18 protein-coding genes and 1 pseudogene are annotated in these 19662 nt (G+C 70.1%); 11 read left to right on the top strand and 8 right to left on the bottom strand.

All coding sequences use genetic code 11. The features are described 5' to 3' along the window. Positions 1-243 precede the first annotated feature (243 nt). Positions 244-1107, top strand: a complete 864-nt coding sequence (locus tag GA0115234_RS07180; protein ID WP_093540003.1) for an ion transporter — start codon at positions 244-246, stop codon at positions 1105-1107. 39 nt (positions 1108-1146) lie between these two features. Here GA0115234_RS07180 and GA0115234_RS07175 read toward each other — a convergent pair whose 3' ends face one another. Beyond that, complete coding sequence (locus GA0115234_RS07175) at positions 1147-1413, bottom strand: GlsB/YeaQ/YmgE family stress response membrane protein (RefSeq protein WP_093540002.1); 267 nt, start codon at positions 1411-1413, stop codon at positions 1147-1149. 256 nt (positions 1414-1669) lie between these two features. Here GA0115234_RS07175 and GA0115234_RS43260 point away from each other — a divergent pair. The 3 genes and pseudogenes from GA0115234_RS43260 to GA0115234_RS07160 all read left to right on the top strand — a co-directional run. Beyond that, a pseudogene (locus GA0115234_RS43260) lies at positions 1670-2230 on the top strand (TerD family protein); the annotation flags it as partial. 703 nt (positions 2231-2933) lie between these two features. Beyond that, complete coding sequence (locus tag GA0115234_RS07165) at positions 2934-3296, top strand: ArsR/SmtB family transcription factor (RefSeq protein ID WP_093540000.1); 363 nt, start codon at positions 2934-2936, stop codon at positions 3294-3296. A 215-nt stretch (positions 3297-3511) separates the two neighbouring features. Beyond that, a complete protein-coding gene (locus tag GA0115234_RS07160) occupies positions 3512-4096 on the top strand; it encodes a TerD family protein (RefSeq protein WP_093539999.1) in 585 nt (194 codons plus the stop codon). 177 nt (positions 4097-4273) lie between these two features. On the opposite strand, the gene GA0115234_RS07155 is transcribed toward GA0115234_RS07160, so the two are convergent. Then, on the bottom strand, positions 4274-5821 hold the full coding sequence (locus tag GA0115234_RS07155; protein ID WP_093539998.1) for an LCP family protein: 1548 nt from the start codon (positions 5819-5821) through the stop codon (positions 4274-4276). A gap of 147 nt (positions 5822-5968) precedes the next feature. Here GA0115234_RS07155 and tatA point away from each other — a divergent pair, with 147 nt between their 5' ends. Beyond that, the gene (gene tatA / locus GA0115234_RS07150; RefSeq protein ID WP_093540157.1) at positions 5969-6256 is read left to right on the top strand and encodes a Sec-independent protein translocase subunit TatA; all 288 of its coding nucleotides are present in this window, start codon (positions 5969-5971) and stop codon (positions 6254-6256) included. Between the two features lie 18 nt (positions 6257-6274). Here the strand turns inward: tatA and GA0115234_RS07145 are convergent, their stop codons facing one another. From GA0115234_RS07145 to GA0115234_RS07135, 3 genes are all read right to left on the bottom strand, one after another. Then, on the bottom strand, positions 6275-6505 hold the full coding sequence (locus GA0115234_RS07145) for a hypothetical protein (RefSeq protein ID WP_093539997.1): 231 nt from the start codon (positions 6503-6505) through the stop codon (positions 6275-6277). Positions 6506-6570: 65 nt separating this feature from the next. Next, a complete protein-coding gene (locus tag GA0115234_RS07140; RefSeq protein ID WP_093539996.1) occupies positions 6571-7077 on the bottom strand; it encodes a sec-independent translocase in 507 nt (168 codons plus the stop codon). A gap of 197 nt (positions 7078-7274) precedes the next feature. Continuing rightward, positions 7275-8135, bottom strand: coding sequence for a S1 family peptidase (locus tag GA0115234_RS07135; RefSeq protein ID WP_093539995.1), 861 nt, complete (start codon positions 8133-8135; stop codon positions 7275-7277). A gap of 482 nt (positions 8136-8617) precedes the next feature. Here GA0115234_RS07135 and GA0115234_RS07130 point away from each other — a divergent pair, with 482 nt between their 5' ends. Then, positions 8618-9208 (top strand): TlpA family protein disulfide reductase, encoded by a 591-nt coding sequence (locus tag GA0115234_RS07130; protein WP_093539994.1) that lies wholly within the window; start codon positions 8618-8620, stop codon positions 9206-9208. 163 nt (positions 9209-9371) lie between these two features. Further along, positions 9372-11243 carry a class I adenylate-forming enzyme family protein gene (locus tag GA0115234_RS07125; protein ID WP_093539993.1) on the top strand — a complete coding sequence of 624 codons (1872 nt, stop codon included), beginning with the start codon at positions 9372-9374 and terminating at the stop codon, positions 11241-11243. Here the strand turns inward: GA0115234_RS07125 and GA0115234_RS07120 are convergent. Continuing rightward, entirely contained in the window at positions 11216-12493 is a 1278-nt protein-coding gene (locus tag GA0115234_RS07120; protein ID WP_093539992.1) for a M6 family metalloprotease domain-containing protein, read from the bottom strand. The genes GA0115234_RS07125 and GA0115234_RS07120 overlap by 28 nt on opposite strands. A 338-nt stretch (positions 12494-12831) precedes the next feature. Between GA0115234_RS07120 and GA0115234_RS07115 the strand changes: the two genes are divergently transcribed. Together GA0115234_RS07115 and GA0115234_RS07110 are read left to right on the top strand one after the other, a co-directional pair. After that, positions 12832-13494: a TetR/AcrR family transcriptional regulator gene (locus GA0115234_RS07115; protein ID WP_093539991.1), complete on the top strand. Its 663-nt coding sequence runs from the start codon at positions 12832-12834 to the stop codon at positions 13492-13494. 199 nt (positions 13495-13693) lie between these two features. After that, positions 13694-15226, top strand: a complete 1533-nt coding sequence (locus GA0115234_RS07110; protein ID WP_093539990.1) for an MFS transporter — start codon at positions 13694-13696, stop codon at positions 15224-15226. A 169-nt stretch (positions 15227-15395) separates the two neighbouring features. Here GA0115234_RS07110 and GA0115234_RS07105 read toward each other — a convergent pair whose 3' ends face one another. Next, positions 15396-15908, bottom strand: a complete 513-nt coding sequence (locus tag GA0115234_RS07105; RefSeq protein ID WP_176729093.1) for a MarR family winged helix-turn-helix transcriptional regulator — start codon at positions 15906-15908, stop codon at positions 15396-15398. A gap of 139 nt (positions 15909-16047) precedes the next feature. Between GA0115234_RS07105 and GA0115234_RS07100 the strand changes: the two genes are divergently transcribed. Then, positions 16048-16830: a dioxygenase family protein gene (locus tag GA0115234_RS07100; RefSeq protein ID WP_093539989.1), complete on the top strand. Its 783-nt coding sequence runs from the start codon at positions 16048-16050 to the stop codon at positions 16828-16830. A gap of 86 nt (positions 16831-16916) precedes the next feature. On the opposite strand, the gene GA0115234_RS07095 is transcribed toward GA0115234_RS07100, so the two are convergent. Continuing rightward, entirely contained in the window at positions 16917-17951 is a 1035-nt protein-coding gene (locus GA0115234_RS07095; RefSeq protein WP_093539988.1) for a questin oxidase family protein, read from the bottom strand. 575 nt (positions 17952-18526) lie between these two features. Between GA0115234_RS07095 and GA0115234_RS07090 the strand changes: the two genes are divergently transcribed. Next, on the top strand, positions 18527-19525 hold the full coding sequence (locus GA0115234_RS07090; protein ID WP_093539987.1) for a sigma-70 family RNA polymerase sigma factor: 999 nt from the start codon (positions 18527-18529) through the stop codon (positions 19523-19525). Positions 19526-19662 lie beyond the last annotated feature (137 nt).

The raw sequence follows: 19662 nt of genomic DNA, 5'->3' as shown, positions 1-19662 counted from the left end.
GGGCGGACAGCGGGAAGAACGGATGACCGACCAGGGGCGGTTGAGCGGATGCGGATCGATGGAGGGGCTGCCATAGTGCGGTAGCCGCGTGAAACGGCCACAGTACCGCCCTGACCTGCTGCTTGTGCGTGCAGGGTCTGTGAGCGCTGGACTGGCCGAGGGGTGGGCTACGGGGCCTGCTGCACGTCTTAAGATCCACTTCAGCTCATGACCGGAAAGGGTCTGCGAGGGATGGGGTCAGGGATGTCGGACCGGACCGGTCAGTTACGAGGTGCCGTGGCGGCCGGCAGCCGTCGGATCGTGGATTCCGCGACATTCGGGGCCGTGGTCTTCTGCCTCATCGTGGGCAACGCCACCCTGCTCGGCGTCGAGACCTATGCCGGTGCCGTGCACGACTGGCACGCCCCGCTCAAGACGGCGGAGCACCTGTTCCTTGCGGTGTTCACCGTGGAGATCCTGCTTCGCGCCGCGGCGTACGCCGACCGGCCCGGAGACTTCTTCCGTGACCCGTGGAACGTATTCGACCTCGCGGTGGTCGCGCTGGCGTTCATGCCCTTCGCGCGCGAGAACGCCACCATTCTGCGCCTGCTGCGCCTGGCGCGTGTGGTGCGCGCGGCCCGCTTTCTGCCCCAGCTGAGGATCGTCATCGTGGCCGTGGGCAAGAGCCTGCCGGGCACCGTGAGTTTCGTTCTGGTCGGGGCACTCCTGCTCTACATCTACGCCATGATCGGCTGGGTGTTCTTCTCATCGGCCGACCCGGAGCACTACGGCTCACTCGGCCGGGCGGCTCTCACCCTCTTCCTCCTGATCACCCTCGACGGCCTCGGCGACGCGGTACGGGCCGGTCTGGAGATCTCCCGCTGGACCATCGTATATTTCGCCTCCTTCGTTCTGTTCGGCTCGTTCCTTCTGGTGAACCTACTGATCGGGGTGGTCATCAACTCGCTCCAGGAGGCCCGGGAGTTGGAGACCGGGCGGAGCGGCGAGGTCCCGGCGCCCCGCACCGCGTCGGCGAGCGCGGAGGCCGAACTGCGTGAGCAGTTGGCCGCTGCGCGCCGGGCTCTGGACGACATCGAAGCGGGGCTCGCGCGTAACAGCCGCATGTAGCGGCAGGGCCGGGGGCCGGGGTCGGGAAGGCGTAGTCGGTCAGTCCCGGGAGTTGCCGAACAGCAGGCGGTACCCGATGAGCAGCACGAGGGAGCCGCCGATGGCCGCGCCCCAGGTGGGCAGGTCGAAGAACTGCTTCGCCACCGGGCGGTCCAGGAACCGGGCGGAGATCCAGCCGCCCACGAAGGCGCCCGTGATGCCGATGAGCGTCGTACCGATCAAGCCTCCCGGGTCGCGGCCGGGAAGCAGGATCTTGGCGATCGCGCCCGCGAGGAGGCCGAGGATGATCCAGCTGACGATGCCCATGTCGTTGTCTCCTTGTGCGGCCGTGTCCGGGAGCGTCTCCCGTTCGGCCGGCCGTCGTATGTTGCTCGGTTGCGCAAGCTATGGATATTTCTAGGACGCGGGCGCGGTGTCGGTGGTTGCGTGTTCCCCGGGGTGGGGGCGGTGACGGAATCTTCATTTAAGATATTGCGCAACTGTGGAACTCAAGGTCTCCGGACCGCGTTTGAGTACGACGAGCGCCGAACGGCGTACGCCGGAGCGACTGCGGAGGAAGTTCATGGGTGTGCCCCTGACCAAGGGCGGAAACGTCTCATTGAGCAAACAGGCTCCCGGCCTGGCTGCCGTGACGGTCGGGCTGGGATGGCAGGTGGGGGCCGGCTGCGAGCTGGACGCCAGCGCGCTGCTGTGCAACCGGGCGGGGAAGGTCCTGTCCGACCAGCACTTCGTCTTCTTCAACAACCTGAGCAGTCCGGACGGGTCGGTCCGCCATTCCGGAAGCGGAAGCAGTGGTGTTGTCGGGGATCAGGAACAGGTTCTTGTCGATCTCGCCAGGGTTCCGGGCGATGTCGCCAAGATCGTCTTTCCGGTGTCCATCTACGAGGGTGCGGCCCGCGGCCAGAACTTCGGGCAGTTGCGCGGTGCTCACATCCGTGTGACCGACCAGGAAGGGGGCGCCGAGCTCGCGCGCTACGACCTGGTGGCCGGGAGTCTGTCGGTGGAAACCGCGATGGTCTTCGGTGAGTTGTACCGGCGCGGTGCGGAGTGGAAGTTCCGCGCGGTGGGGCAGGGGTATGTCTCCGGGCTCGCGGGCATCGCCACCGACTACGGCGTCGACGTCCTGCGCGAGGCGCCGGGGGCGAAGTCCCCTGCTCCGGCCTCCGTTGTCGCGGATGGCGGGGGCGTTAATACGTACGCGCCGACTGTGCCTCCGGTACCGACTGCGCCTCCGGTACCGAGCGCGCCTCCTGTGCCGACGCCGACCGTTGTCGTTCCGCAGTCGCCGATGGGTGCCAATTCATCACAACCGACAGGGAGTTCTCCCATGACCTGCTTCTTCGATCCCAGCCATGGCCCCGGTACGACGCCCGTGACGTGGTCCCCGCAGTGGGGTGTGCCCCGGCAGATCCAGGTATGCGGCGGCTGCGCCCAACGGGTGCAGACCACCCTTCCGCCGTACTACACACCGCCCCAGCCCAGCTATCCGCAGCAGGGGTACCCGCAGCAGGGCTATTCGCAGCAGGGGTATCCGGCCCCGCACGCGGACCACCAGGACCAGCAGGGCGGTCGCAGATTCGGTACGGGGGCGCTCATCGGTGCCGGTGCGGCCGGGCTGGTCGGAGGTGCGCTGCTCAATGAGGCGTTCAGCGACGACGAGCCGGATGTGATCGTGAACAACTATTACGAGGACTGAGGACTGAGGACTGCGGGCTGACCTGCCGGTCCGAGTCGCGTGCGCCCGCACGGGCGCCCGGTGCCGGACACCTAGACTGGGCCGGGGCACGGGACGGTGGCCAGGACGCGGGACGGGACGGGAGCGGGTTGTGGCGGCAGACGTTGGTGGGCCGGAGGATCCGTCCGCCGAGGTGCTGGCCGAGGCAGCCGCCGCGTTCGGGTTGCTGGCGTCCTCGGCGCGGCTGCACATCATGTGGGCGCTGGCGCAGGGCGAGAGCGATGTCACCCACCTCGCGGCCCGGGTGGGCGGCGCCCTGCCCGCGGTCAGCCAGCACCTGACGAAACTGCGGCTCGCCGGTCTCGTACGCTCCCGCCGCGACGGCCGGCGCCAGGTCTACTACGTCGACGATCCCGATGTCGTGACCGTGGTCCGGCTCATGGTCGGTCAGCTGGCCGCACGTGCCGAGACGGCGTCGGGACCGGTGGGCCGGCTGCGCGGGGCCGGTGCCTGACAGCTTCGGGATCGTGGGAGCGGGCCCGGAGATGTTGTCCGGGCCCGTAGTCGTGTCGGCGCCGGACATCGCACTCCACGCCATCGCACTCCACGCCGTCGCGCTGAAGGTGGCGGGGCGCGAATTCCGGTGTGACGGGGAGGGGTGTGAAGGACCATGAGGGCCCAGGCACACTCTTATGTGTCGCGCCCGTCGTCAAAAAGGATGATTCATACATGATTACGCTCACGAAGGAAGACGGCCCGGCGGATCTGGACGGAGTGACCCATCTGTCCATCGGAGTGTCCTGGGACCCCACCGCCGGCAGCAGCGGCGGGGTGATGGGGATACTCCGCCGCAAGTCCGGAACCGACCTCGACCTGATCGCCGTCGCGATGCAGGGCGGAGACCCGGTGCGCCTCGCCGGTCTCGACTCCCTCGACCCGATGGGCAATGGTTCGCTGGTGCACAGCGGCGACAACCAGACCGGGCGCGGAGACGGGGACGACGAGACGGTGACCGTCGAGTTCGCGCGGATTCCGTCCCAGATCACGTCGATCGTGTTCGTCGCCGCCGCCTACAAGAAGGGCAGCTCCTTCCAGAAGGCACGCAACATCAGCTTCAAGGTGTACGACGCCACCGGGGGCAGCACCCAGCAGGTCGCCGACATCTGGCCGAGCCTGCTCACCCAGGACAACGGGTGCGCCGTGGCCAAGGCCGTGCGCGTGGGCGACAGCTGGAAGCTCGAAGTGATCAATACGACCGGGAAGATCAAGCAGGGCAGCGAGCACGCCCTGATGCGCTTCGCCGTCAGCAAGTAGCCGGGAGACGGCCGGCCCTGAGGCGGGAGACGACCTGCCCAGGGGCGGGAGACTGCTGGCCCTGGGGCGGGAGACGACCTGCCCAGGCTGCGCGACGACCTGCCCCGGGCCGGGCGGCGACCTGCCCCCGGCCGGGCCCGCGCCCGCTCGGTGGGCGCGACCACCTGTCGGGCTGCCCTACCCGTACGACAGGTTGGAGCACAGGTCGTCATCGGCCGAGCGGGCGTCGTCGGCCACGGCCTTGGGCACCCCGGTCGCCTTGGCCGAGGGGCCCTCGGCCGGGTAGGACCGGCCCAGGATCACGCTGATGCCCGTGCCGGTGCCCGACTGCAGCCGGGCACCGGGGAAGAGTCCGGCGACGCTCTCGGCCCGGCTCTTCTGCCCCGGCCCGTACTCGATCACGGTGTCGGCGTGGTCCTGGGTGCTCGCGTTCCCCGTACCGGTGACGGTGAATCCGTGGTCGGTGAGAGCGGTTGCGGCACGTGCGGCGAGCCCCTTGGTGGTGGTGCCGTTGTAGACGGCGACGTCGATACCGTCCCCGGAGACGGGCTCCTCGGCGCTCGGTGAGGCGGAGGCCGTCGCCGCGCCCTTCTTGCCGCTGGCGTCCTTGCCGTCGATGGTCCGGTCGGCCTTCAGCGCGGCCCAGAGCTCGTCGGCGTCCGGCTGGACGATCGCCACGCGAGCACCCTCGTACCGCCAGGGGATGGTGACGAACTTGGTGTTGTGCAGGTCGATGTCTCTCAGGGACATCGCGAAGGAGATCAGTTTGTCGGCCGAGCCGAGACCGGGGTCGACCGTCATCGACTTGGTGGCGGCATCGGCGAGCGGCAGCAGCTTGGTGGGGGTGAGGCCGTCGCTCTTCACCCGTGCGATCAGGCTGGCCACGAAAGCCTGTTGGCGCTTGATACGGCCTATGTCGGAGCCGTCGCCGATGCCGTGCCGGATACGTACGTAGTCCAGGGCCTTCTGACCGGCGACCGTCTGCTCCCCCTTGCGGAAGAGGAGCTTTCCCCGAGTGGTGCGGTTGGGGTTGAGGTCCTTCTGGTGGATGTCCTGCGGCAGGCACACCTTCACACCGCCGACCACGTCCGTCAGCTCTGCGAAGCCCTTGAAGTCGACGACCACCGTGTGGTCCACGCGCAGCCCGGTGAGTTCCTCGACGGTGTTCTGGGTGCAGGCGGGACTGCCCTTGGCCGTCTGGCCCACGGAGTAGGCCGCGTTGAACATGGTGTTGGTCCGGGTCTTGGTCCAGGAGCCGTCCGGCAGTTTGCAGGGCGGGATGGTGACCAGGGTGTCGCGCGGAATGGACACGGCGACGGCGTGCCGGCCGTCGGCGTAGACATGGAGCAGGAAGGCGGTGTCGGAGCGGCCGATGTCGTCCTTGTCCCCGCCGCCCAGCGCGCTGTTGCCGCCGGTGCGCGCGTCCGATCCGATGACGAGGACGTTCGCGCCCTTCGCCGCCTCGGGGCGTTCTCCGGAGATGCCGTCCGCGCTGAACGTGTCGATGTTTCCGTTCAGTTCGAGGAAGATCCAGCCGAGCCCGGCTGCGCCGAGCACGAGTATGGACAGGGCTATGGCGAGGGCTATTCGCAGCCGGCTGCGTTTGCGGCGTCGTCCTGCGCGGACGTCGCGCCGTCCTTCGGGGACGTTGCGCCGTCCGCCCTCGCGCGGCGCCGGTGCCGTGCGCCTGCGCCGCGGTGGAGCCGCCGGGTGGCTGGTTGTCATGCGTACGCCCTCATCCGTCTGCCTCATACGAAGGGGACGTCTGGCCCCACTGCAAGGTTGTACAGTTGCGCAATGTAGCAAGCGTTACAGGTGGTGTGGTGCGCCCGGTACCCACCTCTGCCGGATGAAGAGAATGGGGTGGGCGGGATGCTCCGCAACGGACTGGAACCCTGGCACCTGCTGATCGTCGCGATCGTGGTGATCGTGCTGTTCGGCTCGAAGAAACTGCCGGAGGCCGCCAGGTCCCTGGGCAAGTCGATGCGCATCCTCAAGAGCGAGGCCAAGGCCATGAAGCAGGACGGCGCCGCGGAGCCCGCTGCCGCTCCCGCTCCCGCCGAGGATGCCCCGGTGCAGGAGACGCCGCGGACCATCCGGGCGGCACCGGGCGATGTCGCGTCGGCCCGTTCCGTGGCGGAGAGCGACGCCGCCCGCTGAGTAGCGCGTATCGCTCCATCAGGGGCTGGCCCCGTCGAAGCCGTACCGCAGCGGCTCGCTCTTCACTCGCAGGTCGCGACGGTAGATGTGCAGCGCCTCCGCGCGCATCCCGTTCGACGGGGCTTCCAGCTCACAGGGGCAGGTCACCTGGATCGTTCGCGGCCGGTCGGCGACCCGCATCCGCACGCCGTCCGCGGGGCCCCCGAAAAGTACCGCCGCTTCCCACCCCGTCGGGGTTCCTGTGTCCATGACGACAGTTTAATCATTGCGCAACCATTGAAGTGACGTGAGTTGGGTCACGGCGGGGTGCGGTGTCATGTGGCGTCGAAGTGGTTGATCGGTGCTCGGGCTGTTGCTTCTGTCCCGGATTCCTTCGTCAGGTTGACCCGTGTCGGTGAGGCCGCGCGCTCGGGAGGGGGGTCGCCCGCCGACCGGAGCGCATCGACAGCCTCCGTCAACTCCTCCGTCGGGTCGAGGGAGTTGCGGATCTCGTCGAGTCCGAGTCCGAGTCCGAGTCCGGGCCCGAGGCCGAGCCCGAGTGCGAGGCCGTTGCTTCCGCCTTCGTCGTCGCCTTCGCCTTCGTCGTCGAGTACGTGCTTGCGTACGAATGTCTTCGGGTGCAGGTCCTCGAACTCGAAGTCGGCGAACTCCGGGCCCAGTTCGGAGCGGATCTCCTGCTTCGCGTTATCGGAGAACTCGCGGAACTTACGGATGAGCGCCGCCGCGTTCTGGATGAACTCGGGCAGTCTGTCCGGCCCGAACAGGAGGATGGCGAGTACCGCCAGCGTCGCCAGTTCCAGGGGTCCCACATCGGAGAACATCCGACACCTCTCGCCTTCGCGGTCGCGTGACCGGTCGCCGCCGGGGCGGCCCCGGCATCAATACTTTAGAGGTTGCGCAAGTGTAATGACTATTGCGACAGGCTCCGGAGAGAGGGAGACCCGGCGGCCGTGCGGCCGGTGACGACGGCGAAGTGCGGCACCCCGCCGAAGGGGAGCCGCACTCGGATCACGCCGGTCTAGGTGAGGTCTGAGCCCCGGGGTGCGGTCGACGGGGCGTGGTTGGTCCTCATGGTCCTGTCGATCCAGCCCACGTAAGCAGGCGCGCTGGTGTAGAGGCCGGGGCCTCCCGAGCACGGCACGCCCGGGGCGCCGGGCCCCGAGGTGACGCCGATCAGCTCCCAGCGGCCGCCCCGGCCCTTCACGACCTGCGGCCCGCCGGAGTCACCGAAGCACGCCATGGCCTTGGGCACGGTGGTGATGGTGCACAGCCGGGTCCGGTCCGCGTAGCCGGGCGCGCACTCGGATGCGGCGCCCCTGCGGGTGTTCAACTCCTGGAGCCGGTCGGGGAACGCGAACTCGGTGTCGACGGTGGTGCCGAAGCCGAGCAGCCGGGTCGGTGTGCCGGGCTTCCCGGCCCGCCCGGCGATCTGGACGGGTTTCTGGGTGACGGGGCGGTCCAGGCGTATCAGCGCGATGTCGTCCTTGTTGGCGGCCTTGTTGTTGCCGTTCACATAGCCGGGGTGGACGAAGGTCCGGTCGATCTTCCGGACGGTGCCGCCGGACTTGCGGTGGTCGCTGCCGACGCGCACGATGCCGTCCAGTTCGAGGCCGTCGCCCTTCACGCAGTGGGCCGCCGTCAGTACCCACTGCCGGTCGATCAGCGATGCCCCGCAGGTCCCGTCGTTCAGACCGTGCGTGGGGGCCGACTCCGGGATGGTCGCCATGAACGGGTAGCTCTCGGTGGAGTCCGATCCGTTGACGATGGCTCCGGCGCTGCCGGCCATGACGGTGGCGCAGGCCGCGGCGGCGAGAGCGCCGACGGCGGCGGTGCGGGCGGCGCGGGCGGTTCGGTGGTGCGGCGGCTTGAGGCTGAACACAGAGAGTTCCCTTTTTGCTTGGTGGGTCCGTTGCTTGGTGGATCCGTATGCATTCAGCCTCGTTGTCCGAGAAGTGCCGGGCCATCCGGGCAACGGGCCGGTCGACGCTGTGGCTACCCCCCCGTTCCGTACGGGGGAGAGCGCGCGGACCGGAGCGGGACCGTCCGGCCGAGAGGGGGGCGGGTGCGCGGCCACGCGCTGGTAAGGGGGTTGTTCGTCGGGCGAGTTGGGGGTGGGCGTACCGTTCTGAATGACCAGCAAGAAACGTTGTACTGACCAGCAAGAAACGTTGTTCAGCATGCACGGGGGTGTTTCCGCATTCCCGCGTGTCGCGTCCGCACCGCACCGCGGGTCCCGGATCCTCCTCGGAGCGCCGGGCGTCGCCGCACGGGTGACCGGGGTGCGACGGCGTGCCGCGGGGGCGGGGCCCCCGGCCCGGACACCGGGTGGCGCGTGACCACCGCCGCCCCGAAGGACCCCCCATGAAACGCCCGCTTGTTCCCTTCCTGGCCGCCCTGGCCTGCGCCGCCGTTCTCATCGGCGCGCTCGTGATCAGTGGAAACGACCCCGGTACGCCCCAGGGCTATCACCGCAGCAAGGACGGCACGCTCCTGATAGACGTCGCGCACCGTCCCGCCGCGCCGGACTTCACCGGGTTCGACGTCGACGGGCGCCCGCTGCGTCTCTCCGACTACGCGGGCAAGACCGTCGTGGTCAACGCGTGGGCCTCCTGGTGCGAGCCCTGCCGCAAGGAGACGCCGGTCCTGGTGAGCTTCCACCAGAGGATGAAGGAGCAGGACGTCGTGGTCCTGGGGCTGAACCGGGACGGATCGCCCGGCGCGGCGCGTGGCTTCGCCCAGAAGTTCCAGATGCCCTACCCGAGCATTGTCGACCCGCGCGGAAAGCAGCTCCTCACACTGCCCAAGGGGCTGCTGACCACCCAGGGGCTGCCCGTGACCCTGATCGTGGACGAGCGTGGCCGGATCGCCTCGACGGCGTCCGGGGCCCTCGGCGCGGGGCGGCTGGACGAGCTCGTCGGCGCCGCTCGGGCCGGATATCCGGCCGCGCGCTGACCGGGCCCCGGCCGCGCGCTGACCCGGCCCCGGGGGCGGCGGGGCAGGTGCCTTGACGGGGGGCGGGGGCGGGCATAGCGTCGCGCGTGTACTGAGCAAGCGCTCAGATGCTGAGCGTCGCGCATGTACGGAGCAAACACTCAGCTGCTGAGAGAGATCGCTCGTGCCGCACACCGACCCGACCGGCCCGACCCCCGCCGCCCCCGGCCCCGACCCGGCGGCCGTGGCCGCGGCCGCCCTGCGTATCGAAGCCGCGCTGACCGCCCCCGGAGCCCCGTTCGCCGTGGTGCGGACGGAGGACGGGGCGCACATCGGCCCGCTCGTGTACGCGGACGGGCCCAGGACGCTCCGCGAGTTCGTCGAGACCACCTGGGCCTTCGGGGACCGCCCCTTCCTGATCTCGGCGGAGCGCTGCTACTCGTACGCCGAGTTCTTCGCCGCCGCGTCCGCCCTGGCCTGCCGGATGACCGGGACGTACGGGCTCCGCCGGGGCGACCGGGCCGTCGTCGCGATGCGCAACCACCCCGAGTGGCAGATCGCCTTCTGGGCGGCGCAGCTGGCCGGCCTGGTCGCCGTACCGCTCAACGCCTGGTGGACCGAGGACGAGTTCACCTACGCGCTGGACGACTCGGAGCCGAGGATTCTCCTGGTGGACGGCGAGCGGCTGCCCAGGGTCGCCGGGTGGGCGGCGCGGAACGGGGCGCGCGTGGTCGTCTTCCACGGGGAGGAGGCGGTACCGGACGGGCTCCAGGGGGAGGGATCGGTACCGGGTGTCTTCCACGAGGAGGGTGCGGCACCGGGCGGCGTCGAGCGGTACGAGGACCTGCCCGCGCCCGATCCGCTCGCCGCGCCCCCCGAGGTCGAGATCCGGCCCGAGGACGACGCGACGATCCTCTACACTTCCGGCACCACCGGCCGGCCCAAGGGCGCGGTCGCCACCCATCTCGCCCAGGCGGGGGCGGCGCTCAACCCGAGGTTCCACGCGGCGGCCTCCGCGCTCGGCCGCGGGATCATCCCGGGGCAGGGGCCCGCCCCGGTGTCGCTGCTGACGTTCCCGTTCTTCCATGTCGCCGCGTTCACCGGCTTCTACGCGGCGATGGCGGCCGGGGGCACCCTCGTCCTGATGCGGAAGTGGGACGCGCAGGAGGCGCTGCGGCTGATCCGCGAGCACGGCGTCACCCACTACGCGGGCGTCCCGGCGACCGCGCTCCAACTGCTTGCCGCGGCCGAGCAGGCGGGCGACGCCCTGGAGAGCCTGCGGATGCTGAACACCGGGGGCGCCGCCGCCCCGCCCGATCTGGTCGCCCGGCTGACCTCCCGGTACGGCGACCGCATCGAACCCCGCAACGGCTACGGCCTGACCGAGACCAGTGGCGGAGTCCTGGCGAATTTCGGTGCCGAGTACCGGCTCCACCCGGGCAGCGTCGGCCGTCCGACCCCCACCACCGAGGTGCGGATCGCCGGGTCCGCGGGCGAGGCGCTGCCCGAGGGCGAGGTCGGGGAGTTGTGGCTGCGCGGCCAGTCCCTGATCCGCGGCTACTGGCGCGACGAGGCGGCGACCGCGCGGGCGTTCACGGACGGGTGGTTCCGGACCGGTGATCTCGCGGTGGTCCGCGAGGGGCGGGTCGATGTCGTCGACCGGATCAAGGACATGGTGATCCGCGGCGGCGAGAACGTGTACTGCGTGGAGGTCGAGGCCGTGCTGCACGACCACCCGGACGTCGAGGACGCGGCGGTGCTGGGGGTGGCGCACCCGGTCCTGGGCGAGGAGGTCGCCGCCGTCGTGCGGCTGCGGGCCGGTGCCACCGTCACGGCCGAGGAGCTGAGGGCGCACGTCGGGCGCAGCCTGGCCGCGTTCAAGGTCCCGGCCCATGTGCTCGTACGGGACGAGCCGCTGCCCCGGAATCCGACCGGGAAGATCCTCAAGCGGGAGCTGCGCGGGCCTGTCGAGGCGGAGGTCCGGGGACGGCCGGGGAGCCGGGGCGCGGCCGGGGGCGGGGCGCCTGGTCAGGGGCGGGTTATGCGGACCCGGTAGTTTCCCTTGTCGTCCTTGTCGACCACGGATATCTGTATCTTGCTGGTCCGGTCGGTGAAGGTCTGGCCGGGCTGGAAGGTGGCGTCGGACAGCTCGGTGTGGACGTTGGGCAGCCGGGTGCAGCCGGCGCTGCCCTTGGTGCTGTCCGCGACGGAGACCGGGCCCTGCCCGGTGTCGACGTCCGAGCTCACCTTGTAGATCAGCACGCCCGGCCGGCAGACCGCCTGGTCGTTGCCGGCCCGGGTCCGTACCTCCACCGCGTAGCCGGAGTCGCTGCTCAGCGGTACGAACGCCAGCTTGGTGCCGCCCCGGGTGGCCAGCGGTCCGAGCAGATGGTCGCTGGTGCCGGAGCGCGCGGCGCAGCTGATCTGCTTGTTGTCCAGCCAGCCGAGCTTCCACTTGTGCCAGCCCAGCAGGTCGTTATTGGCCCCCCAGTCCTCGGACATGATGTCCCAGTGCCCGACCGAGCCGCCGCCCTCCATCGTGTAGAGGTCGGGGAGGCCGAAGACATGGCCGTTCTCGTGCGGCAGGACGCGGTATCCGGTCTTCTTGAACGAGCCCGAGCCGTCGTCCTGGTGGCTGTAGATGAAGGACGTGTTGGCGAGCGGGACGCCGTCCGCCCGCGGGGCGTCGTCGTTGCCGGAGAAGGTCACGGACAGGACGGTGTCCAGGGCGGAGGGCCCGGCGTTCGGGGTGACCAGGATGTTGATCAGGTCGTACTTGGCGAAGTCCACCTTCGGATCGGCGGCGGCGACGATGTCGTCGACGAGGTGGTGGTAGCCCGGTTCGTACGGTGAGCCGCGCTGTATCCCGTACTTCGCGAACGGCAGTGGCATCCGCAGCCAGGACTTCAGGGGGGCGTCGGGGACGTAGGTGAGCCGTCCGTACGAGGCGGTCCGGAACCAGGCGGTGGTCTGCGGGAAGAATTCGGCGTACCGGGTCATCGCCGAACCGACGCCCGGTGCGTCCGGGAAGTCGATCATCAGGTTGAGGGCGCGGATCCGGCCCGTGGAGCGGGCGTAGCCCGCCGGTGTCGGCACCCCCTCCGACATCTGTACGCCCATGGTCGCCGGTATCCGGCACGGGGCTATGCCTGCCGCACGCGCGGTGGCCACCGGGCCGGCCGAGGCCCGGCTGCCTGTCGGGAGCGTGCTGCTTGCCGTGGCCATCGCGGCTATGACCAGGGCTGTTGCGGAGGCGAGCGCGATCGGGTGGCGTTGGTTGCGTATCCGGTGGCGGGGCTTTTGCATACAGGCGCCTCGGGGTCCGCGGCAGTCGGCCGGCCCTGACTGCGCTCTGCGGATCAGCCTGTTGCGGGTGGTGCGCGGGCGCTCGTTGAGTGCGCCGTTCGGCTGGTTTCCCGCCACGAATATGTGACCCAGGTCACATAGAAGGAGGGAAATAACCGGGGACTGTTTCCCCGTTTGCATCGGTGTCCCCGCGAAACGGGGAGGCGGTCCCCGGTTACGGGGAAGGGTCGCCCAGGGGACACCGTGGAGCGTCCAGGGGGCATCAAGGAGTGCCCAGGGGACACCATGGAGAACGAAGACCATCGCAGTGGACGCGGAAGTGGAAGGGGAGAGCCGTCGTGGAGACCGTCAGCCGCGCCGCCACCGGAGTGACGCGGTCCCGGACGCCCCGTCCGAGGGCCGACGCGCTGCGCAACCGGGAGCGGATCGTGACGGCCGCGCGCGAGATGTTCGTCGAGTTCGGGCCCGACGTTCCGCTCGACGAGGTCGCCCGGCGCGCCGCCGTCGGCAACGCCACGCTCTACCGGAACTTCCCCGACCGGGCCGCGCTGGTCCACGAGGTCGTGCTCGCGGTCACCTCCCGGACCACCGACCGCGCGGAGGAGGCGGCGGCCGAAGAGTCCGACCCCTTCGCCGCGCTCAGCCGCTTCGTGCACGCGGCGGCCGACGAGCGGATCGGGGCGCTGTGCCCGATGCTCTCCGGCGGCTTCGACAAGGACCATCCCGAACTGCTCGCCGAGCGCCGACGCCTCGAAGAGGCCGTCGAAGGGCTCGTGTCGCGCGCCATGTCCGCGGGGCGGCTGCGCACCGACATCGCCGTCGGTGACGTACTCGTCGCCCTCTCCCAGCTCACCCGGCCACTGCCCGGCACCGGCTGTCTGGACATCGACCGGTTCACCCACCGCCATCTACAGCTGTTCCTGGACGGACTTGAGGCCCCGGCCCGGTCCGAACTGCCCGGAACGGCGGCGACCTTGGAGGACCTGCGGCGCCGGCCGTGATGTCCGCGCCGGGCCCCTGAAGCAGGAGCCCGGCGGCGCGCCCGCCACGCCTTGACCATCCCCCTTCACCCCCTCACACCCTCGCTTCACCTTCCCTTTCACCGCCTGCCCATCGCCTGCCCTTTCGCCGTCCGTCGTTCCTGCGACGGTCCGGTTCACGACCCCTCGCGTACCTGCGCGTCCTTAGGTGGATACACCCATGTCAAAAACAGCCGATATCCGACTCCCGGACCCCAGCCGCTGGAAAGCCCTGGCGTTCATAGCCCTCGCGCAGCTGATGGTGGTGCTCGACGCCACGATCGTGAACATCGCGCTGCCGCACGCCCAGACGGCCCTGGGCATCTCCGATGCCAACAAGCAGTGGGTCATCACGGCGTACGCCCTCGCCTTCGGCGGGCTCCTCCTCTTCGGCGGCCGGATCGCCGACCTCTGGGGCCGTAAGCGGACCTTCGTCGTCGGCCTGATCGGCTTCGCGCTGGCCTCCGCGCTCGGGGGCGCGGCGCAGAACCAGGGCATGCTCTTCGGCTCCCGCGCGCTCCAGGGCGTCTTCGGCGCGCTGCTCGCCCCGGCGGCCCTGTCGCTGCTCGCCGTGATGTTCACCGATGCCAGGGAGCGCGCCAAGGCGTTCGGCATCTACGGTGCGATCGCCGGTGGCGGTGGCGCCGTCGGCCTGATCCTCGGCGGTTTCCTGACCCAGACGCTCAACTGGCGCTGGACGTTCTTCGTCAACATCCCGTTCGCCATCATCGCGGCCGCGGGCGCGTACTTCGTGATCCGCGAGCCGTCCGGCAGCCGCAACCGCGCGTCGCTCGACATCCCGGGCGTCGTCCTGTCCGCGCTGGGTCTGGTCTCGCTGGTGTACGGATTCACCCGCGCCGAGTCCGCGGGCTGGTCGGACGGGCTGACCATCGGCATGTTCGTCGCGTCCGGTGTGCTGCTGCTGTCCTTCGCCCTGACCGAGGCCAGGGTCAAGTCGCCGCTGCTGCCGCTGCGCGTGGTGCTGGACCGCAACCGCGGTGGTGTCTACCTCTCGCTGGGTCTGGCCGTCATCGCGATGTTCGGGCTGTTCCTCTTCCTGACGTACTACCTCCAGGTCGTGCGGGGCTACTCGCCGATCAGGACCGGCTTCGCCTTCCTCCCGATGATCGCGGGCATGATCACCGGTTCGACGCAGATCGGTGCCCGGCTGATGACCCGGGTCCCGGCGCGCAAGCTGATGGGCCCCGGCTTCCTGGTCGCCGCCGTCGGCATGCTGCTGCTGACCCAGCTGGAGATCGGCTCCTCCTACGCCGGGCTCATCCTGCCCGCGCAGCTGCTGCTGGGGCTGGGCATGGGTACGGCGTTCATGCCGGCCATGTCGCTGGCCACGCACGGCGTCGAGCCCAGGGACTCCGGTGTCGCGTCCGCGATGGTCAACACCTCGCAGCAGGTGGGCGGCGCGATCGGTACGGCGCTGCTGAACACCATCGCCGCATCGGCCGCGACGGCGTACGCCTCCTCGCACGCCGCACTCGGCGCCAAGAACCCGGAGCTGCTGAAGCTCCAGTCGATGGTGCACGGCTTCACCGGTGCTATCTGGTGGGCCGTCGGCATCCTGGTGGTGGCCTCCGCGATCGCGGTGACCTTCATCAACGCCGGGCGTCCTTCGGCGGGCCCGGTGGGCGGAGGCTCCGGTTCGGGTGACACCGAGGGCGTCGAGGACGAGTTCAAGATCCCGGTCGTCGCCCACTGAACGCCGAGAACGCCGAGAACGCCGACGCGTGACGTTCGCACGGAGATGACGTGAACGCGGCTGTGCCCCGGTTCCGTTCGTAGCTCGTAGCTCAGGAGCTCGGACGGAACCGGGGCACAGCCGTATCGGTACGCGCGTGGCGCACGGCTCAGCTCGGTACGCTCGCGGCTCAGCGCAGCCAGGGCAGATCCGCGTCCGTGCCCTCCGGCTGCAGTCCGGTGGCGACGACCTGCATGATCTCGCCCAGCGAGCGCACCTGCTCGGGCGTGAGCCGGTCGAACATCGCCTGGCGTACGGCGTCGACATGGCCCGGCGCGGACCGGCGCAGCATCTCGAAGCCGTCGTCGGTGAGGACCGCGTTCTGGCCCCGCTTGTCGGACGGGCAGTCCTCGCGGCGCACCCAGCCGCTCTTCTCCAGCCGCGCGACGGCGTGCGAGAGCCGCGAGCGGGTGATCTTGGCGTCCTTGGCCAGCTCCGTCATCCGCATCCGGCGGCGGGGGGCCTGTGAGAGCTGGACGAGCAGACCGTAATAGATGTGTGGCATGCCGGCATCGCGCTGCAACTGGCGGTCGAGGTGGTCCTCCATGAGCGTGGTGGCGTGGAGATACGCACGCCAGACGCTCTGCTCTTCGTCGGAGAGCCAGTGGGGCTCGCCGGTGGATGCCGTGGTCATGTACTCCACTGTACGACCTTTTCTTGAAAGTTGAACTAGATAGAGCTAAGGTCTCCGAAGCAAGGAAGCTTGAACATTAAAGAATCCTTCCTTCTCAAAAAGACGCCAGTAGAAGACTTACCCGGATCAGCAGCGGATGGGGAGTGCCATGACAGTCACCGCGGAGCGCATGCCCGCCCTCTATCTTTCCCACGGCGCCCCGCCGCTGGCCGACGACCCGGTCTGGCCCGGCGAACTGGCCGCCTGGTCCGCCGGACTGCCCCGCCCCCGCGCGATCCTGATGGTCTCCGCGCACTGGGAGGAGGCCCCGCTGGCCCTCGGCGCCACGGAGACGGTCCCGCTGGTCTACGACTTCTGGGGCTTCCCCGAGCATTACTACCAGGTGCGGTACGCCGCCCCGGGCGCCCCCGGGCTGGCGGAGAGCGTACGCAAGCTGCTGCGCGGCGCCGGTACGCCGGTCCAGGACATCCCGGACCGCGGGCTCGACCACGGGGCGTACGTCCCGCTCGTGGAGATGTTCCCGGGCGCCGACATCCCCGTACTCCAGATCTCCATGCCGACCCTGGACCCGCAGAAGCTCATGGACATCGGGCGCAAGCTCGCGCCGCTGCGCGACGAGGGCGTGCTGATCGTCGGCAGCGGCTTCTTCACCCACAACCTGGCCGCCCTGCGGCATCCGGGCGGCGGTGTCCCCGGCTGGTCGGCGGAGTTCGACGACTGGGGGAGCCGGGCGCTCCAGGCGCAGGACATCGACGCGCTGCTGGACTTCGAGCACAAGTCCCCGGCCGGCCGGCTGGCCCACCCGCGCACCGAGCACTTCGCGCCGCTCTTCGTGACGCTCGGCGCCTCGGAGGGCGAGCTGGACCGGGGACGCAGTGTCATCGACGGGTTCTGGATGGGACTCGCGAAGCGGTCGGTGCAGTTCGGCTGAGCCCGTCGGGGCCCTCTAGGCCCTGTCTTCAAACTGCCGTCTGCCGTGCGGCGCCCGGCCGGACGACCGCAGTTTGAAGACAGGGCCTAGAGGGCCGGCGGGTTCAGCTCGATCGAGCGGAGCGCGGCGGCGAGGGCCGTCTCGTCGCCGACGTCCAGCGCGGTGTCGGTGAACTTGATGGTGTGGTCGTCGCCGTGCGCCGCCGCCCGCGCGAACAGCTCGTCGGCGGAGGCGGTGACCGGTGTGTACGGGGCGGCCTCGGCCGGGCCGTACGCGGCGGTGACCGCGGCGCTCGCCGCCCACGCGGCACCCAGGCTGGGCGCCCACAGTGCGCGGGGGAGCGCGGGCAGGGCGCGCAGTACGGCGTTGGGCGCGGTCGCGGCGTGCACCAGCATGATCGGTTCGCCGTGCCCGTGCGTGGCGAACCGGTGGGTCGCGGCCCGCACCAGCTCCTCCAGCCGGGCCCGCGCCTCGTCCGCGTCGTCCGTGAACCGCTGCGGCCACACCGGGAACGCGGTGAGCTGCGCCAGCCGTTCCCGGATCCCGCCGCTCTGCTCGGGCACCGGCGGTACGGCGTCCAGCGCGGCCGCGGCGCTGGACGCGGGCGCGAGCGGGGCCAGTACGGGCAGCGGCTGGTGGCGGGCGGCCCAGTAGCCGAGGCCGTGGGCCAGCTCGGCGACCCTGGGCGCGGTCGCCTCGCCGGAGAGCAGAGTGCGCACGGAGTGGCCGACCCGGATCACGGGGTGGGTGGCGCCCGCCGCGATGCCGGGGAGCAGCCGCGGCCACCACTCGGTCAGGACGTCCCGCCAGGGGCGCTCGGCGGTCTCCCGCTCGAAGTACGCCGTCCAGTCCGCGATCCGGCGCGGGTCGCCGAGGGCCTCGCGCCAGTTCTCCGCCGTCACCCGGACCGCGGTGTCCGGCATGTCCTCCAGCTTGTGGCTGTAGTGGTCGAGCCAGCGGTGGACGGCCGGTGCCTGGCCGTGCCGGACCAGCGCCTCGACGGCCATCGGACCGTGATTGCTCAGCCAGCCGTGGCGTTCGGGGCCCGAGGAGTGGAGGCGTTCCAGCGCCTCGTCGAGCGTGCCGGTGGTGTCGTCCGCGGTGTTCTTCGTCTCGTCCATACAGGAGCACGCTAGGCGCGGTGCCCGCGCGGCGTAACGGACCACGGACCCAGACCGGGACCGGCCGGAGTCCTAGGGCTGCGGCCCCGGCTGCGGCCCGGCCGCGAGTCCGGCCGGGGTTTCGTACGCGGGCCCGGGGTCCTTCGTCCGGGTCGGGCCGGGCGGGAATCGCCGCTGGTGGCGCCCCCCGGGAATCGCGGCGGGGCCGACAACCCGGACATCCTGAGCAACCCGGAGACGGTGCGGATCGTCTTCAGGGTGGGAACGCAACCACGGCAGCCGCCGTTCGGGAGTGAAAGGGGCGTGCCGGATGTGAGCCGGGTGTGAGCGCGGTCTCACGCACCTAATGGTGGGAGATGTCCGCGAGCGCCACCACATCACCCTCGGCGCCCGGCCTGACCTGCACTTCTGTGTGGCTCCCCACCATGCGCCCTGCCCTCGCGGCGGCACAGGGTACTGCATGATCGCGAAAATGAATGCCAGGCGTGGGAATTCTGTCCGGATTCCAGTCGTTGTTTCCATCGGATGCAGGGCACCCGGAAGGGTGTCGCGACCTACTCAGCAAGGGAGCACGCATGGCAACCCGTGCCGTCGCCCGTCGTTCGTCCACCACTGGTGGGACCAGCCGGGCAAGCAGTGTTCGCGCCTCGGGCGGAGAGATCGCCGATCGCGACCTGGTCGGCATGTACCTGGACGAGATCGCGCGCACGCCGCTGCTCGATGCCGCCAAGGAAGTCGAGCTGTCGCAGACCATCGAGGCGGGTGTCTACGCCCGGCAGATACTCGACGGCACGGCGGACAGCGAAGCCGGCGGGGCCACGCGCGAGGAGCTGGAGGCGCTGGTCGCCGAGGGTGAGCGCGCCAAGGACGTATTCATCCGGTCCAACCTCCGGCTCGTCGTCGCCGTCGCCCGCCGCTATCCGCGGGCCGGGCTCCCCCTGCTCGACCTGATCCAGGAGGGCAACGCGGGCCTGGTGCGCGCGGTCGAGAAGTTCGACTACGCGAAGGGCTTCAAGTTCTCCACGTACGCGACGTGGTGGATCCGTCAGGCCATCACCCGCTCCATAGCCGACCAGTCCCGCACGATCCGGCTCCCCGTCCACCTGGTGGAGGAGCTCGGCCGGATCCGCCGGGTGCAGCGCGAGTTCAACCGTGAGCACGGCCGCGATCCGGAGCACGCGGAGATAGCGGCCGAGCTGGACTCCACGCCGGAGCGCGTGGGCGATGTCCTGGACTGGGCGCGTGATCCGGTCAGCCTCAACATGTCCGTGGACGACGAGGGCGAGACCCAGTTCGGCGATCTGCTGGAGGACACCTCCGCGGTGTCGCCCGAGCAGTCGGTGATGACGCTGCTGCGCAGCGAGGAGCTCGAAGACCTGATCGGCAAGCTCGACAACCGCACCGCGTCGATCATCCGTATGAGGTACGGCATCGAGGACGGCCGCGAGCGTACGCTCACCGAGGTCGGCAAGCAGCACGGGCTCACCCGGGAGCGGATCCGGCAGATCGAGAAGCACGCGCTGCTGGAATTGAAGCGAATGGCCCACGACACGGGTTTTGACGCTGCGGCGTGAGCCTCCGTCCAGTAACCTCCGAAATGGGTCGCTTCGCGTGACCCCCTGAGCTGAGTCCCGGCGCCCACCCCCCCTGGCGCCGGGGCTCATTCTTTTGCGCCCCCTGTTGTCGTGTCCCCAGTTGTCCCTTCTGCTGT

This window comes from Streptomyces sp. DvalAA-43 (genome assembly GCF_900091725.1).
GTDB lineage: Bacteria > Actinomycetota > Actinomycetes > Streptomycetales > Streptomycetaceae > Streptomyces > Streptomyces pulveraceus.
This window is presented reverse-complemented; position numbering and strand designations above follow the sequence as displayed.